Source organism: Streptomyces sp. AA1529, from assembly GCF_000280905.1.
In the GTDB taxonomy this organism is placed as follows: Bacteria; Actinomycetota; Actinomycetes; order Streptomycetales; family Streptomycetaceae; genus Streptomyces.
In genome coordinates this window covers 36730-52241 of record NZ_ALAP01000094.1, presented here as the reverse complement: position 1 = coordinate 52241, position 15512 = coordinate 36730, and the positions used below count along the sequence as shown (strand labels likewise).

Below are 15512 nucleotides of genomic sequence, written 5' to 3'. Positions count from 1 at the left end.
GGGCGGTTTCCACCGGGAGCGCCGTGCGGCAGCCTCGTCCGCTCCTCCGCCCTCTACGGCCGCATCCGGAAGTCGTAGCGGGCCGGGAGCGGGTCGGAGGTGAGCGCCGCCCAGGTCTCGCTCAGCGCCTCCTCGCCCTCCCGCAGGTCCTCGACCTCGAAACCGGCCTCGAACAGCGCACGTGCACCCGCGGTGTCGCCCTGCGCCAGCAGAACCCGGGCACGCAGCAGTCGGCAGCGGCCGCGCTGTCGCTGCTGCCGGGACAGGCCCGCCAGCAGCTGCTCGGCGTCCTGCGCCCGGTCCTCGGCCAGCAGCGCTTCGACCGCCTCCACCGCGAGCGCTGTGAGTGCAGCGTCGGTGGCGGGGGCGCCCGGATCGAGCCGCTCGCGTGCGTCGTGCACGGCAGCCAGCCAGCGCTCCGCCGCACGGGCGCCGTTGCCCTCCTGCCGGTCGGCGACGGCCAGGCAGCGCAACGCGGGCCAGCGCGCCCCCTGTTCGAGGGACCGCTCCCAACTGCGCACCGCCTGCGAGCGGTCACCGGCGTGCCACTGTGCGACGCCCAGGTGGTAGTCCACCTCGCGTCGCGAGGCGAGGCCCGCCGTGGCGGAGCCCGGATCCGCGTCGGCGGACTCCAGCAGTTCGCGCCACTCCGGCGCGACCAGCGTGGGGCCCGGCGGAAGGTGTTCCGGGCCGCCGGGCAGGGTGCCGGTGTGCAGCAGCGCGGTCCACGGCCGCTGCTGCTCGCCCATGGTCTCCGGCGGGAACGGTGTACCCGGGAGGGTGAAACCGCCGCGCTCCACCTCCAGCGCCCCCCAGCCCGAACCCGACGCCAGCCAGCCGTCGGCCGGTTCGCCCTCGGGGGCCGTGTCCGCGCACCGTCGCCAGGCCGCGTATGCCTCCTCCACCGTGCCGCGCGGCAGTGCGCTCTCCAGCCGCTCCTCGGTGTGCGCGCGGGCAGCCGCCCAGTCCGCGCCGTGCACCGTCTCCGGATCGGCGTCGAGCGGACCGTAGGCCTCCAGCCAGGCGAACTCGCCGCCCGGTTCCAGCGGCAGATGTTCCAGCTGGGTGCGGGCCAGCCCCGCCTGGATCTCCACGTACCCGGGCGTGCCCGGCTCGGTCAGCCACTCCTGCCAGCGTCTGCCGCCCGGCCCGGCGCCCCAGACGAACAGCTTGCGGCCGCGCAGCAGGTCGGTCGAGGTCTGCACCAGGCCCTGCCCCGTCCCGTCGAGGGCTGCGATCCACTTGCGCGCCGGTGCGGGCACCTCGTGGAAGTAGTCGGCGGGGAACCGGCTGCCCAGCGGATAGGTCAGATCGACGCCCTCCCACTCGGGCACCGGTATCCGGCGCAGGGTGCGCTCGTAGGCGAAGTACCAGCTCTCCTCGGCCGGGGCGAGCACCCGCGTCCCCGGGCTCTCGGGGACCGCGATGTTGGACCACCAGTAGACCGGCACGGTGCGGTGGTGCGGGTTGCGGATCCGGGCGCCGACGTAGAGGAAGTCCGAGTCCTCCGGCAGCCACAGGTCGACCTGGAACGGGGTGTCCCGCAGCCGCTCCCACTCCCACAGCCGCACCATCGCGCCGTCTCCACCCGGTGCGGGCACCCGGGCGGCGTGCAGAGGTGCGCAGGAGAGCGTCGTATGGCCGGTGGCACCGATGTTCCACTCGACGCCCCCGGAGAACCAGGCTCCGTTGAGCGCGAAGTCGGCGGGCTGGAAGACCGGGTTCGCATACAGCAGTTCACGCCCGGTCGGCTTGTGGAACAGGGAGGCGAGGCGGCCGCCGAGGCCCGGGTGGACGGTGGCGCGGAGTCGCGCGTTCTCCAGGACGATCGTCTCCAGCGCGGTCGGGGTGCGCTGCCGTCCGTAGCCGTCCAGCACGCGGGTGGGCAGCACCGACCGCAGCGGGGCGTAGCCCACCTGCCGTGCCATCTCCGGCGGCAGCGCGGCACGTTCGGCTCCGTCCAGGACGTGGGCCTCGTCCCGCGGCAGCAGCGCGGGCAGCGGGTTCTCGGGACCGAGCGGCGCGGCGGGCAGGGTCCGGGTGCTGCGTCGTACGGTCGTGGCCACGGCAACCTCGTTTCTTCCATACGTCCACGGGCGCCGCCGCCTGACCGGGACCCCCCGATGACCATGGAACACGCTCCGTCGGCCGCACGCCAGATCCCTTCCGCGGCGATGCCCCGGCACCGGCGGGACCGTCGGCACGCCCGGGACGGCCGGGACTCCGGGGGCACGCGTGGCGCGGCCTTCCGGTGGGCGGCTCCGCGGCGGGCCGCGCTTCCGGCGGGCCGCCGCCACCCCTCGCACTCGGGCCTCCCCTTCCCCGGACCGCCACGACACCCGGCCCCCGGGACTACGGACCCGCGGCACCCGGCCCCCGGGCGACCGGACCCCGGGCGACCGGACCCCGGGCGACCGGACTCGCGGGACTCCGGCCGTGCCGCGCTCACCAGGGGGCGAAGTAGTCCCGGGGGGTGGTGCCGAGCGCGCGCCGGAACATGGCGGTGAAGGCGCTGGGCGTGGCATACCCGACGGCGCCCGCCACCGCGGTGACGGAAGAGCCCCGCGCGAGCAGCGTCACCGCGTGCACGAGCCGCGCCTGCTGCACCCAGCGGGCCAGGCTCATCCCGGTCGCGGCGGTGAAGTCACGCTGCAAGGTCCGGGGGCTCAGATGCGCGAAGGCCGCCGCCCGGCCGGTGGTCCAGGAATCCGCCGGAGACCGCCGTACCGCGTCGCAGAGCGCCGCCAGCCGCGGGCTGTCCGGGGCCGGCAGATGCAGCGCCGCCACGGGATGCGGCGTCAGCTCCCGCAGCAGCAGGGCCATCACGTGTCCGTCCCGGCCCTCGGCCTCGTACTCCACCGGCAGCTGGGTCGCCTCGTCGATCAGTTCCCGCAGCAGCGGCGGGACGGAGACGACGGTGGGGACGTCCGGCAGCTCCACCGCGGCGGCCGGATCGAGGTAGAGGGTGCGCATCGCCACCGGTCCGGCGCACCGCATCTCGTGGGTGAGCCCCGCCGGCACCCACGCGCCCCGGGTCGCCGGAACCACCCAGGTGCCGTGGCCGGTGACCACCGTGATGGCGCCCGTGGTGCCGTAGATCAGCTGGGCACGCCGGTGCCGGTGCGGCGGGATGTGATGGCCGTCGGGCAGATCCCGCGCCATCGCCGCGACCGGCCGGGGAACCTCCTGGTAGTCGTCCCGGTCCTCGCTCTTGCCGTACATGGCTCCCCGCGGCGCCGACGCCCGCAGCTCCGGGTTGGCGCACTCTCGACAGTTGCTGGCGTACGGGCGAAAGTCTGCCACGCCGCGCGTCCCTAGCCTCGTTGCCCGTGAACCACTCCTCCCCGGTCCCCGCCGAACCGTCCGGCCGCTTCCGCCGCCGGATGCTGCTGCTGGCGGTCACCAGCGCCGTCACCGCAGCCAACGTGTACCTCAGCCAGCCCCTGCTGGAGGGCATCGCCCGGTCGCTGGGCGGCGGTGCCGCTCTGCTGGGAGCCGTCCCCACCGCCACCCAGCTCGGCTACGCCGCCGGCATCCTGCTGCTGGTGCCGGCAGGCGACAGCCACGACCGGCGCCGCCTGATCCTGACACTGGGCACCCTCTCCTCGCTGGCGCTGGCGGCCTGCGCGCTGGCCCCCACCGCGGAGTTCCTGCTCGCCGCGGGCTTCGCGCTCGGCCTGTGCTCGCCGGTGCCCCAACTGGTGACGCCACTCGCGGTCGCCCTCGCGGAGGGGCGTAGGGGCGCGGTGGGACAGGTGGTCGGCGGTGTGCAGGCAGGACAGCTCGTGGGGGTGCTGGCCTCCCGTGCCTACTCCGGGGTGCTCGCGGAGGCCGTCGGGTGGCGCGGCGTCCATCTGTGCTCCTGCGGGCTGACCCTGGCGCTGGTCGCTCTGCTGCGCTCGGCGCTGCCGCCCGCGCCGCCCGTGCCGTCCGCCGCTTCCTCCCAGGTGCCGGGCTACCGCGCCGCGCTGGCTTCCCTGCCCCGGCTCGCGGCACACCCGATGGTATTCCGGATCGTGCTGTCCGGGGCGCTGGTCGGCGTCGCCTTCGGCGCATTCTGGACCAGCCTGACCTTCCTCCTCGGCGGGCACTACCACTACGGACCGGCCCGGATCGGCCTCTTCGGGCTGGTGGCCGCGGCCAGTGCCCCGGCCTCGCCGTGGGCCGGGCGGGCCGCGGAGCGAATGGGACGCCGCGGCGCGACCGCGGCGCTCCTCGCGCTCGTCCTGGCGGGATGGCTGGTGCTGCTGCCCGGCGGAGTTTCGCCCTGGTGGCTGGTCCCCGGCGTGGTGCTGCTCGACATCGGGGTGTGGGGCAGCCAGGCGGCCAGTCAGACCGTGCTGTTCACTCTCGACCGCGGCCTGCACAGCCGCCTCAACACCGTCTGGTTCACCGCGCGTTTCGCGGGCATCGCACTCGGCTCACTGGCCGGCTCACTCGCCTGGGCGGCCGGCGCCTGGCCCGCCGTCGTCGCGGTGGGCTCGTCGTTCAGCGCCCTGGGCCTGCTCGTCGCGGTCCTGCCCGGCGGCGACCGGTGGAGGCCGGCCGTGCCCCGCACGGAGCGAGCGCTCACCCGACCTCGTGAGCGGTGAGCTGCCGCAGCGCACTCGCGGCGGCGTAGCCGGGCGGCGCCGGAAGATCCGCGAGCCGCCACCCCGGCACCGGGGCCGGATCCTCCAGCGCGCTGACGTAGGTGATCGAAGGGTCCTCGCCCAGCCCCGTCCCGGTGCCCTTCAGATACGCCTCCTTCCGGGTCCAGCAGCGCGCGAACACGGACGGCAGTGCCGCGGTGTCCGCGACCGCCGCCAGTTCGGCCTGCTCCCGGGGGTGGAGAGCGGTCATCGTCTCGCGCGCCGTCCCGGCGGAGGGGAACTCCTCCACGTCCGCACCGACGGGCACGGCCGCGAAGGCCAGCAGCACCACATCACCCGCGTGCGAGAGGGAGAAGTGCACCGGATTGCCGGGGACGATCGGCCGCCCGTGCGGGCCCTCGCACACGGGGCAGTCCGCACGGGCCAACCGCACTTCCGCCGGCTCCAGACCGAGCAGCGCACCCAGTTCCCTGCGCAGCGCAAGATGCGCGACGAGGTAACGGTCGCGGTCCACGGGCCGGACGAAGGCCGCGGCCCGCTCCCGCTCCTCCTCGGACAGCGCGGCGAGCGCACCGGGCACCCTGGTCGCGGCGGCCTGCTCCGAGACCCGGAGCACATGAACGGCCGGAGAGCTGGCGGGACCATCGATACCGGGTGCGACGCTCGTCATGCCGTGACCGTACCCGAACAGACGAGTGCGGCGCTGCTCCTTCGAGCCACCGGAGCCCCGCACCGGGCCGCGGAACCACACGGCAGACCGAAACGGGATCCGATACGGGCACAGGAGCCGGAGCCGCACCGGCCGACGCGACAGGTGCGGAGAGCTCCGCGGCGAGCGGCCCGGCGTTCCGCGAAAAGCCGCTCGGCAACTAGGCGGAGCGCGCCCTACCGTGGTGCGGACCCGACCGGCCGCCACCGCAGACAGCCACCCGGACGTGACATGACCGACCTCTTCCCACCCACCCTGCCCGTGCTCACCATGATGGGCCGCACCGCCGACGGCCGCGGATGGCTGGCCCGGCTGCCCGCGCTGGTGGAGCAGCTGCGCGAGCGCTGGCAGCTGCGGCTGGCCGCACCCTTCCACGGCGGAAGCTGTTCCTGGGCGGCACCCGCCGAACTGCCCGACGGCACCCGGGCCGTGCTCAAACTGACCTGGCCCCACCCCGAGGCCCGCACCGAGGGTGCCGCGCTCCGGCTGTGGGACGGGCGCGGCGCGGTACGCGTCCTCGCACAGGACGCGGCTGCCTTCGCACTGCTGCTGGAACGGGTGGAACCCGGCGTCGAACTGGGCCGCGCCAGGCACCTCCCGGCTGAGGAACGGCTGCTGGCAGCGGCGGACGTGCTGCGCGAACTGTGGGCGGCGGACCCTGCCGCGGCGACCGCATCGGGCATGGGCCGGGTGGCCGACACGGCCGCGCACTGGGCCGAGGTGGCGGAGCGGCAGGCAGCCCGCAGCTGGCCTCCGGCACTCGATGCGGGACTCTTCCGACTGGCCGCACGGCTGCTGCGGGAACTGCCCCGCTCGGCGTGCCGGGAAGTGGTGGTGCACGGGGACTTCAACCCCGGCAATCTGCTGTCCGCACGACGCTCCCCCTGGCTCGCCATCGACGCCAAACCGATGACCGGCGACCCCGCCTTCGACCCCTGGCCGCTGCTGGAACAGGTCGACGACCCCTTCGCACACTCGGATCCGCACCGGGTGCTGCGGCACCGCACGGCGCTGCTGGCGGAGGCGCTGGGGGAGGACGCCGACCGGATACGCGCCTGGTCCGTGGCGCGCCATGTCGAGTACGTCCTGTGGTCGGTGGACGAGGACGAGAACCTGGAGAACAGCATCGCTCTGCTGCGGCAGGCCCGGATCCTCGCCGATCTGGCCGGTCTCTAGCACCGCGGCCCCAGCCTCGGTGCGGGCGGGCCGGACCCGCGGCGGGCGCCGCCCCGGATCGCGGACGAGAAGGCCGTACGGACCGGCCCGCTCCGGCCGGCCCCCTGGGGCGGTCCGCGCGGGGCGCTGCCCCGCGGTCCGGCTCGGGAGCAGCGCTACTCCCCCGTTCCGCCGCCCGCCAGCTCCACCACCACGTCGAGCTGCCCGACGTGGCGCGCATATTCCTGGAGCAGGTGGAAGAGGATCCAGGCGAGCGTGGGTGCCTCCGCCTCAGTGGGAAACCGGCCACCTGTCGCCGCGCGCCGGTCCAGCCGCCCGGCGGCCGTGACCTGCCGGGAACGGTCGCACTGCGCCGAGTACGCGTCGAGCACCTCCCGGGTGCTCGTCCCCTCCGGCACCTGCCAGCGGTCCGCGGCTTCGCCCGTGCCGAGATCGCCCCAGGGGCGAGGTACGGGCTCGGCCATGAAGCCCCAGTTCAGCCAGCGCTGTTCGACGTGCTGGAGGTGCCGGATCAGCTCCAGCGGTGTCCAGCCCGAGGGGAGGCGGGCAGCGCGCAACTCCTCCTCCGGGAGCTCGGCGGCCTTGCGGAGCAAGGTGGCGCGGTAGTAGTCGAGATAGCCCTCCAGCAGGCCGTGCGGATCGGCCGAGGCGGGGGCCGGCTCTCCCTCGGGCAGCGGCGGAATGCTCACGGCCGCAGCTCCACCGGGGTGATGTCCTCCCGCACCAGCCCGAAGGTCTGGCAGTACAGCGAGAGTTCGGCCTCCACCGCGCGCACGATCGTCCCGGCCCGGCGGAAGCCGTGCCCCTCGCCCTCGAAGGCGAGATAGGCGTGCGGTACCCCCCTCCCCTTGACCTGCTCCAGGAAGCGCTCGCACTGCACCGGCGGACAGATCACGTCGTCCAGCCCCTGGAGCAGCAGGAAAGGTGCCGCCGTCCGGTCCGCGTGCTGCAACGGAGAGCGCTCGCGGTACCGGTCCGGCACCTCGGCGAGGGGGCCGACCAGGGACTCCAGATACTGGGACTCGAAATCGTGGGTCTCGCCCGTGGCCCACCCCGTCAGGTCGAGGATGGGATAGGTGACGGTGCCGCAGGCGTACAGGCCCTCCGCGAGCGGGGAGGTGAGCGACGCGGCGCTGGTCCAGCCGCCCGCGCTGCCGCCCCGGATGGCGAGCCGCGCCGGATCGGCAGTGCCCTCCGCCGCGAGGGTGCGGGCCACGGCGGCACAGTCCTCGACGTCGACGACGCCCCACTGCTGCCGGAGGCGGTTGCGGTACGCACGTCCGTAGCCGGTGGAGCCGCCGTAGTTGACCTCCGCCACACCGATGCCGCGCGAGGTGAAGTAGGCGATCTCCAGATCGAGCACCAGGGGGGAGCGGCTGGTGGGTCCGCCGTGCACCCACACCACGTAGGGCGGCAGTTCCCCCGCGGGTGCGGTGTGGTCGGGATGGTGCGGGGGGTACAGGTGGGCGTGGACGTCGCGGCCGTCGGGCCCGGTGAAGGTACGGCTCTGCGGCTGCGGATAGTGGGCCGGGTCCACCTGGTCCTCGTGGTGCGCGGCCACGGCGACCGTGTGGCCGGTGCGGGTGTCCAGTTCGACGATCTCGTAGGAGGTGCGGGGGCTCGCCGCGACCCCGGCGACGCGGGAGTCGACGACCGCGAGCGAGGGCGCCCACTCGGTCCACGGCCCGGCGGCGTCGACCAGTTCGCCCGTCTCCGGGTCGAGCACACCCAGCCGCTGCGCGCCCCGCCCGTGCAGCGTGGCCACGAGTCCGCCGGGCAGCGGTGCGAACCAGCGCTGCCCGATCTTCCAGGCGGCGCCCGCGAACTCCTCCTCGCGCGGGCACAACGGCACTCCCCGGGGTGCGGAACCGTCCGTTTCGGCGGCCTCCGCAGCCACCCGGCGGAGGTTCCACCAGCCGCTCGCGTCGGAGGCGATCAGCAGCGTGCCGTCGGAGGCGAACTCCGCCTGCGCCACCGACTCCTCGGGGCCGCCCGCGACCGCACGCGGCCGCTCGAGGCTGCCGTCAGCGCTGATCCGTGCCGTCATCACGCGGGTGCCGTCCCACGGCATCGCGGGGTGGTTCCACGCCAGCCAGACCAGCCGCTCGCCGTCCGGGGAGAGCCGCGGACCGCTCAGGAACCGGTCGCCGTCCCCGGTCAGCTCCCGGACCCGGCCGCGGTCGGCGGCGGCCGAACCGTCCAGCGGGACGGCCGCCAGCACCCTGCGCAGTTCGGTGGGGCCCTCGCCGGTGAACTCCTCCAGTACGCACCACACCTCGCCGCGCTCGACCAGCACCACCGGATCGCACCAGCGCAGTCCGTCCTCGGTGACGTCGGAGAGCGGGGTCAGCGGGCGGGGCGCGGAGTCGGGGGCGTCGGGCTCGATCGCGTAGAGCCGCTGGTCGGCGAAGTGCGTGAAGACGATCAGCGGCCCACCGCTGCCGCGGGCCGCACCGGCCCAGGGCAGACCGCCGTACTCGATCACCCGGTTGCGTACGTTCCAGGGTGCGGGCAGCACGCTGACCGGGGCCTGCCCGGCGTCGGCCGGCAGCCGCAGCAGCGCGCGGCGCCCGCCTTCCTCGGGACGCGGTTCGGTCCACCACAGCTCGCCGCCGACGGATCCGAGGAAGTCGGGCCGCCCGTCGTGCGCGGCGACGAGTCCGGCGTCGATCGGCGAGGGCCAGGTGCCGTAGGGGGCCTGGACGGGCATGGGGGTCAGCCTCCTGACGGGGTCGTGGCGTCCCGGCCGGCGATGCGGTCACCGTCGGCCGGTTCGCCGCCGGTGGCGGAAGTGCGGGAGGGGTCGCCGGACCGCGCTGCGGTGCCGAGCAGGGTGCGGTCCAGGACGCGGATGCCGAAGTGCAGCGCCTCCACGGGCACACGTTCGTCCACGCCGTGGAACAGCGCCTGGTAGTCGAAGCCTTCGGGGAGCTTGAGCGGGGTGAAGCCGTAGCCCGCGATACCGAGCCGGGAGAACTGCTTGGCGTCGGTGCCGCCGGACATGCAGTGCGGCACCGCGTGCGCTCCCGGGTCGAAGTGCTCCAGTGCCTCGCCCATGGCGGCGAACAGCGGGGAGTCCACCGGTGCCTGGAGCGGGATCTCCCGGTGCTGGAACTCCCAGTCCACCTGGGGGCCGGTGAGCGCGTCGAGCGTGGCGTGGAACTCCTCCTCGGCGCCCGGCAGCATGCGGCCGTCCACGCGCGCCGTGGCCGTCCCCGGGATCACGTTGACCTTGTAACCGGCCTCCAGCACCGTGGGGTTGGCGCTGTTGCGCACGACCGGCTCGACCAGCGCGGCGACCGGGCCGAGTTCGGCGAGCAGGGCGTCCACCTCGGCGTCCGGTGCGTCGGGGCGGAGCGGGCGCAGCTCGTGCAGTTCGGCGAGGCGGACGAGCGCCGCCCGCACGGTGGGGGTCAGCCGCACCGGCCACTCGTGCTCGCCGATGCGGTGGACGGCGGCGGCGAGCCGGCTGACGGCGTTGGCGTGGTTGACCTTGGAGCCGTGCCCCGCCCGGCCGTGGGCGGTCAGCTTGAGCCAGGCCGTTCCGCGTTCGCCGGCCGCCACGGGGTAGAGCCGCATTCCGGGGCCGGCGTGGAAGGTGAAGGCGCCGGACTCGCTGATGCCCTCAGTGCAGCCCTCGAAGAGTTCCGGATGCTCCCGCACCAGGAAGTCGGAGCCGAACTCGGCGCTGTCCTCCTCGTCGGCGGTGAAGGCCAGGACGATGTCGCGCGGCGGCCGCACCCCGGCCCGGGCCCAGGCGCGGGCCAGCGAGAGGGCCATGGCGTCGGCGTTCTTCATGTCGATGGCACCGCGGCCCCACACCACGCCGTCGCGGATCTCCCCGGAGAAGGGGTGCACCGTCCAGTCGGCGGGCTCGGCCGGGACCACGTCGAGATGGCCGTGCAGCAGCAGCGCCCCCGCTGTCGGATCGGTGCCCTCGATCCTGGCCACCACGTTGGTCCGGCCGGACTTCTTCTCCAGCAACCGGGGTTCGATGCCCGCGTCGGCCAGCCCCGCGGCGACGTACTCGGCGGCGGGGCGTTCGTCGCCCTCTCCCGCGCCATGGTTGGTGGTGTCGATCCGGATCAGTTCGGAGGTCGCCCGCACCACCTCCTCGAAGACCTGCGCGTCGAGGTGTCCGCCGTCCTCCGGAGCAGTCATACCGCTGTCCTCCCGTGCCGCCCGCTCAGCCATACTGCTCCTCCACCGCCGCGGAGACGACGGTCGTGACGGCCTTGAAGCAGCGGATCATGTCGTAGGCCCCGGCCGAGGTGAAGGCCACGCGGCGCTCGCCGGAGCGCTCGACACCGGGCACGACCGTGGCGGCACCCACCAGGTGCTCGGCGTCGAACTCCAGCTCCACGGTGTGCGGTTCGGGCTCCGGCGGGACGCGCCGCCCGGCCAGCGGGACGGCACGCCGGGCGGCGTCCCGGATCTCGGCCGCGGTACGGGCGGGAGGACGGCACACCGCGGCGTACCGCGACACGTAGTCCTTGACGGCGACGCCCAGCGCCTCGGGCGCATAGCCCTTGGCGTCCTCGACGGTGCGGTCGTCACCCGTCACCAGCACGACGGGGACGCCGAACTCGGCGGCCACCAGGGTGTTGAGGAAGCCCTCGCCGGCCCGCACCCCGTCGGCCCACACGCCTGTCAGGGAGTTGGCGAGATAGGTGTGGGCGAGGACGCCCTCGCTGCCGGCACCGGTGTGGTAGCCGATGTAGGCGACGCCGTCCACGTCGCCGTGCTGAATGCCTTCGACCATCGACAACGCCTTGTGCCGACCGGTGATCATCTCGGCCCGCTCGTCCAGCTGTTCCAGCAGGAGGTTGCGCATCGTCCAGTGGGCCTCGTTGATGAGCACCTCGTCAGCGCCTGCCTCGAAGAACCCCCGGACGGCGGCGTCCACGTCCGAGGTGAACATCGAGCGGCAGCGCTCCCACTGCGGGGTTCCCGGCAGCACGTCCGCCGGCCAGGTGACTCCCGTTGCGCCCTCCATGTCGGCGCTGATGAGGATCTTCATGACCGGCACGTTACGCGGTGGCCAACCGCCAGGACACCCCTGTGGATAACTCCACTGGTCCACACCACCTGATTTCACCCGGGCAGGCGAGGATCCTCCCCACATCCACCGCTGACCTGCGCGTTCCACGCCACGAGCGCCGGATCGTCCTGGCCGGCGGGCCGATGCACCTCCACCACGGGACAGCCCAGTTCCCGGATCCGGGAGACCGCCGGCGCCGCCGCCGCGCGGGTCTGGCGGCCGAGGAGCCGCGGCAGGCGCGCGCCCAGCTCGGCCGCCTCCGGAAACCAGCGGTGGTGGCCGAACGAGGGCACGATCCTCGTCCCCCGCAGCGCCCGCTGCCGCTGCAGCCGGGCCGTACCGGTGGCGAGGACCAGCAGCCGGACGGGCGCGGGAGTGGCCAGCGGATAGCTCCACCACAGCACATCGGCGCGGCCCCGACCGGGCACCGGAACGCGGGCCCGCCCCGCCATGGCGGTACCGGCCCCCGTCAGGTCTCCGGCGCCGTCGAGCCAGTGGTGGTCGCCCGCGCGCGCGGAAGCGTTCAACGCACCCGTCACCGGCAGGATGTCGGCCGCCGGGGCGCCGAGGACGTGCTTGCGGCGGCGTCCGAACAGTGCGCTCGCACCGCTGCCCCAGTGCACGACGGTGCCGCGCGCGCCGATGCCGACCGCCGCGAGCGGAAGGCATCCGCGGACGGCGACCAGCGTCTCCACCGCGCAGGGACCGGTCCGGCGGATCCCACGGTCAGCGTCCGGCTCGCTTCCCATGAACCAGTCCTCTCTTCCGGCGGCGGCCGGTCCCGCCACGCCGGGCAGCCTTCACCACCGTAGAGCCGGACGGGAACGGCAGGAGGGGCAACGCCCGAACGGGGGACGCGAGGGGGCGCGGTCAGCGCGTCGACCGCACCGCCGGAAGCCCCCGGCACGCCGTGACACCACGCCGGGGCCCGCCCGGCCGGCCCGGTCCGCCCGGGGGCCCCGGACCGTCCGGAGGGTCAGTCCTCGTGGCCCAGTTGCAGGTCGCGTTCGGTGCGCCCGCCACCCGCGATCTGCAGCACGGTCGCGACCGGCGGATAACCCGCAGCCACCACCGTGTACTCGCCCGAGGCCAGGTCGACGAAGCGGAAGATGCCGTCGGCACCGGTCGTCGCGGTGTCGACGACGTTTCCGGCGGCGTCCAGCAGGGTGACCCGCGCGTCCTCCACGGGACGCCCGCCGGAGGCCCGGACGGTGCCGCGGAGCACGGCGCCACCGGCGAGTTCGACGTCCTGCCGGGTCTCGCGGGACGCCTGTACGGAGACCGGGAGGGCGGCGGGTCGGTAGACGGGGGCGCTGGCCGCCAGCGTGTACTCGCCGGCGACGAGTTCGGAGATGACGTAGCCGCCCTCCCGGCTGCTGCGGGTGGTGGCGACGACCTCGCCGCGCACGTCGGTGAGCGTGACGATGGCGTCCTTGACGGGGTTGCCGTCGGCGGTCAGCACACTGCCCGCCAGCCGGCCCGCCCCGCCGAGCACCACATCGAGGTCGACGGGCCGTTCGCCCACACTCACGCTGACCGCGCGCGGCTGGTGCCCGCCCGCCGAAGCGATCAGTACGTAGGAGCCCTCGCCGGGGGTGCTCAGCGCGTACCGCCCGTCGTCGCCGGTGGCCCCCCGCCCGATCTGCCGCCCGGCGGTGTCCACCAGGGTGAGCGCCGCGCGGGGTACCGCGGTTCCGTCGTGGTGCCGCACGGCACCGCAGACCGGGACACCGGCGGCGTAGGGCGCAGGCTGCGGCTGCGGCGCGGCCCCGTCGGGCGCGGGTGCTGCGGGTGCTTCGGCGCTGCGAGCCGGGGGCACGGACGTGTGCTGGGACACGAGTGGTTTCTCCTTGAGGAAGAGGGACAGTGCCAGCCCGAGGACGAGCACCGGAACGAGGTAGAGGAAGATCCGCGGCATCGCTTCCGCGTACGCCTCGACATAGCCGTCGCGCAGCGGTGCGGGCAGTGCGCGCACGAGTTGCGGAGTCAGGGAGTCGGGGTCGGGCAACGCGCCCTGGTCGCTGGGGAGCTTCCGGGCGAGCGCGTCCGCGAGCCGGTGCGCGAGCAGGGTGCCGAACAGTGCGGCACCGATGCTGCCGCCGATCTGCCGGAAGTAGTTGTTGGCGCTGGTGGCCGCGCCGATGTCGGTGGATCGGACCGAGTTCTGCACGGCCAGCACCAGCACGGGCAGCACGAAGCCGATCCCCAGGCCGAGGATGCCCGACCAGATGCCGAACATCTGGCGCGAGGTGTCCGCGTCCAGTTTGGAGAGCAGCCACATCCCTTCCGCGGAGAGGGCGCAGCCCAGCACGGGGAAGATCTTGTAGTGCCCGGTGCGGGTGATGAGCTGGCCGGAGAGCAGGGAGGAGACGACGACCCCGGACATCAGCGGCAGCATCAGCAGCCCCGAGGTCGTGGCGCTGACGCCCTCGACCATCTGCAGGAAGCTGGGCAGGTAGCTGGCGGCGCCGAAGAGCGCGATGCCGATGGCCGCGCCCACCAGACCGGTGACGTTGAAGACGGAGTCCCGGAACAGTCGCAGCGGAAGCACGGGTTCGGGTGCGTAGTGCTCGGCGACGAGGAAGAGCCCGCCGCTGACCAGCGCACCGGCGGCCAGACCGAGGATGACGCGGTCGCCCCAGTCGTAGGTCGTGCCGCCCCAACTGGTGAGCAGGACCAGGCAGGTGGAGAAGGCCGCCATCAGCAGCGCACCGAGGATGTCGAGCCGGGGTCGCGCCCGGGGCCTGGGCAGGGTGAGGGCGAGCGAGGTCACCAGGAGGGTGAGCAGGCCCACCGGTACGTTGAACCAGAAGCACCAGCGCCAGGACAGGTCGTCGGTGAACCAGCCGCCCAGCAGCGGCCCGGCCACCGAGGCGAGCCCGAAGGCGGCGCCGATCAGGCCCATGTAGCGGCCGCGGTCGCGGGCCGGTACGACGTCCGCGATGATCGCCTGCACTCCGATCATCAGTCCGCCGGCTCCGGTGCCCTGCACGGCGCGGTAGACGATCAGCTCCTCCATGGAACCGGACCATCCGGCCAGGGCCGAGCCGACGGTGAAGACGCCGATGGCGAAGAGGAAGAGGCCCTTGCGGCCGAAGAGGTCGCCGAGCTTGCCGTAGACGGGCAGCACGATGGTCGCGGCCAGGAGGTAGGCGGTGACGGCCCAGGACATCCGGCGCAGGCCGTCGAGTTCGCCCACGATCTTGGGCAGCGCCGTGGCCACGATGGTCTGTTCGAGCGCGGCCAGCAGCATGGCCAGCATCAGCGCGCCGAAGACGAGCCGGAGGCGGCGCGGTGACAGCGGCGTCTGCGGCGGGCCGCCGTCCGGCGCCGCGGCCTCCTGCCCGGCGGCGCCCTGCGCGACGTCCTGGGTTCCGGCCCACGCTGCGTCCTGTGCCGCGGCGGCCGACGCGGCATCCTGCGGGATCCGCTGTGCCGGGTACGCCGCCCGGAGGTCGTGCGGGCCGCACCCGGGCTGGGAGGCGGCGGACGGGACCGCTCCGGGCCCCGGCACGTCGGAGCGCATCGGTTCGTACTCCGCCGGAACGACCCCGGACCGGGCGGCGCCCGGGCTCGTCAGCGGGTCGGCGGGGCCCGGCGCGGGCGCCGCCACCGGCGTCGCCGCTGCCGGGGCCTCCGCCCGGCCGGGCAGTTCCACGGTGACCTCGACCGCGGCCGGAGCCGCGGCGGCCACGGGCCCGGGATGAAGTCCCCTGCCGGTTACGGGGTTTCCGTCACCCCTGGTGTCGAGGGTCGCCCCGCCGGTACCGCCCATCCCACTCCCCTTGCCGCTGCTTCTGGGGGAGTATTTCTCGCATTGCACGACAAGCGCGTTCAAGCACGGTTCAGGTGCGCGCCGTGGGACGGATGGGACTCAATTCGGTTGCCCGGGGCGCCTGTCGGGCTGCCGATCAGGGGTTTTCCCCGCGGCGGGCCGCCGCCTGCGGCAGCGGCACCCCCACCGGAAACCACCCGATCCAGTGAGGGCGCGCCG

The 15512-nt window shown here is 74.3% G+C and carries 11 protein-coding genes; 2 read left to right on the top strand and 9 right to left on the bottom strand.

The window, feature by feature from the left end:
- Positions 1-53: 53 nt before the first annotated feature.
- Both A949_RS0127680 and A949_RS0127675 read right to left on the bottom strand, forming a co-directional pair.
- Entirely contained in the window at positions 54-2066 is a 2013-nt protein-coding gene (locus A949_RS0127680) for a DUF5107 domain-containing protein (RefSeq protein WP_019359308.1), read from the bottom strand.
- Between the two features lie 379 nt (positions 2067-2445).
- Positions 2446-3303, bottom strand: a complete 858-nt coding sequence (locus A949_RS0127675; protein ID WP_237735922.1) for an AraC family transcriptional regulator — start codon at positions 3301-3303, stop codon at positions 2446-2448.
- 26 nt (positions 3304-3329) lie between these two features.
- Here A949_RS0127675 and A949_RS0127670 point away from each other — a divergent pair, with 26 nt between their 5' ends.
- A complete protein-coding gene (locus tag A949_RS0127670) occupies positions 3330-4592 on the top strand; it encodes an MFS transporter (protein WP_019359306.1) in 1263 nt (420 codons plus the stop codon).
- On the opposite strand, the gene A949_RS0127665 is transcribed toward A949_RS0127670, so the two are convergent.
- Complete coding sequence (locus A949_RS0127665) at positions 4570-5262, bottom strand: 4'-phosphopantetheinyl transferase family protein (protein WP_037707929.1); 693 nt, start codon at positions 5260-5262, stop codon at positions 4570-4572. The genes A949_RS0127670 and A949_RS0127665 overlap by 23 nt on opposite strands.
- A 270-nt stretch (positions 5263-5532) precedes the next feature.
- On the opposite strand from A949_RS0127665, the gene A949_RS0127660 reads away from it, so the two are divergent.
- Positions 5533-6477: an aminoglycoside phosphotransferase family protein gene (locus A949_RS0127660; RefSeq protein WP_019359304.1), complete on the top strand. Its 945-nt coding sequence runs from the start codon at positions 5533-5535 to the stop codon at positions 6475-6477.
- Positions 6478-6632: 155 nt separating this feature from the next.
- On the opposite strand, the gene A949_RS0127655 is transcribed toward A949_RS0127660, so the two are convergent.
- From A949_RS0127655 to A949_RS0127630, 6 genes are all read right to left on the bottom strand, one after another.
- Positions 6633-7166: a DinB family protein gene (locus A949_RS0127655; protein WP_019359303.1), complete on the bottom strand. Its 534-nt coding sequence runs from the start codon at positions 7164-7166 to the stop codon at positions 6633-6635.
- Entirely contained in the window at positions 7163-9187 is a 2025-nt protein-coding gene (locus A949_RS0127650; RefSeq protein WP_019359302.1) for a S9 family peptidase, read from the bottom strand. Before A949_RS0127650 ends, A949_RS0127655 begins: the two co-directional genes overlap by 4 nt.
- Before the next feature lie 5 nt (positions 9188-9192).
- Positions 9193-10638, bottom strand: a complete 1446-nt coding sequence (locus A949_RS0127645) for a M20/M25/M40 family metallo-hydrolase (RefSeq protein WP_237735925.1) — start codon at positions 10636-10638, stop codon at positions 9193-9195.
- Positions 10639-10663: 25 nt separating this feature from the next.
- The gene (locus tag A949_RS0127640; RefSeq protein WP_019359300.1) at positions 10664-11497 is read right to left on the bottom strand and encodes a M55 family metallopeptidase; all 834 of its coding nucleotides are present in this window, start codon (positions 11495-11497) and stop codon (positions 10664-10666) included.
- Positions 11498-11571: 74 nt separating this feature from the next.
- Positions 11572-12267 (bottom strand): hypothetical protein, encoded by a 696-nt coding sequence (locus A949_RS0127635; RefSeq protein WP_019359299.1) that lies wholly within the window; start codon positions 12265-12267, stop codon positions 11572-11574.
- Positions 12268-12494: 227 nt separating this feature from the next.
- Entirely contained in the window at positions 12495-15212 is a 2718-nt protein-coding gene (locus A949_RS0127630; protein ID WP_019359298.1) for an MFS transporter, read from the bottom strand.
- Between the last annotated feature and the right edge of the window lie 300 nt (positions 15213-15512).